We start from the raw sequence: 771 nt of genomic DNA, 5'->3' as shown, positions 1-771 counted from the left end.
TAACACCATTCAGTTAAGCATGCTTTGACTTAATGGTGTACCGAGTTTTTGAAATTCGAACGGTCCTACTTTTGGGCCGTTTTCTTTTTTCTGGAAGAATATAACGTTTCACTCGTTCTCGCATTGCCCTTAATTTCTTTGGAATTGAACCTGGCGAAGCGATGGCACACCAGAGTATTTCATCCTGTATATCCCGCAAAGCCATGACAAAACTAATTCTCAGCGGGGAGACTTTAGCCTCTTTGGCTATTCGACTTATCTCTACTCGAATTAAATTGTAGGCTAGCAATATACCCCATAGCTCTTGATTGACTCCATCCACAGTCTGACTACGCAAAAGAATACTATCCTCAAGCATCTGGTGTTTTATTTCTCCATAGCTATTTTCAATTTCCCAGCGCTCGAAATAGACATCAAGAATGGCCTGTGCACCAAAGGCCTGTTTATCATCCAAAGAGCACAGCAGACCTTTTATTTTTCCAGGCCCCATTGGCTCAGGATAAAGAACCAGTCTGGCCTGCCAGCACTCAGGAAGCGAAGGGTCTTGTTTTCTGGCATGCGCAGATACACTCATTTCTACTTTGAAGTCATGCTCAGAGTAAGATTCAATGACGGTGTATTGCGTGTTGCTTTTAATTGGGACCATCCAGTGCGACTGTGGGTGTTGCTTACGCCAATTAATCAGTAGCTCAGCGCTGAGATAACATCGGTCAAAAATAGTTAGACTGTTATCACTTACATGACTAAATAACTGCTTTGCGTAGTTCACCT

1 protein-coding gene is annotated in these 771 nt (G+C 42.8%); it reads right to left on the bottom strand.

The features are described from left to right. Window positions 1-13 precede the first annotated feature (13 nt). A partial coding sequence (locus L655_RS0106815) for a transposase (protein WP_024604522.1) occupies window positions 14-771 on the bottom strand: 758 nt, incomplete at its 5' end.

This window comes from Pseudoalteromonas sp. TAE79 (assembly GCF_000498015.1).
GTDB lineage: Bacteria > Pseudomonadota > Gammaproteobacteria > Enterobacterales > Alteromonadaceae > Pseudoalteromonas.
This window is presented reverse-complemented; position numbering and strand designations above follow the sequence as displayed.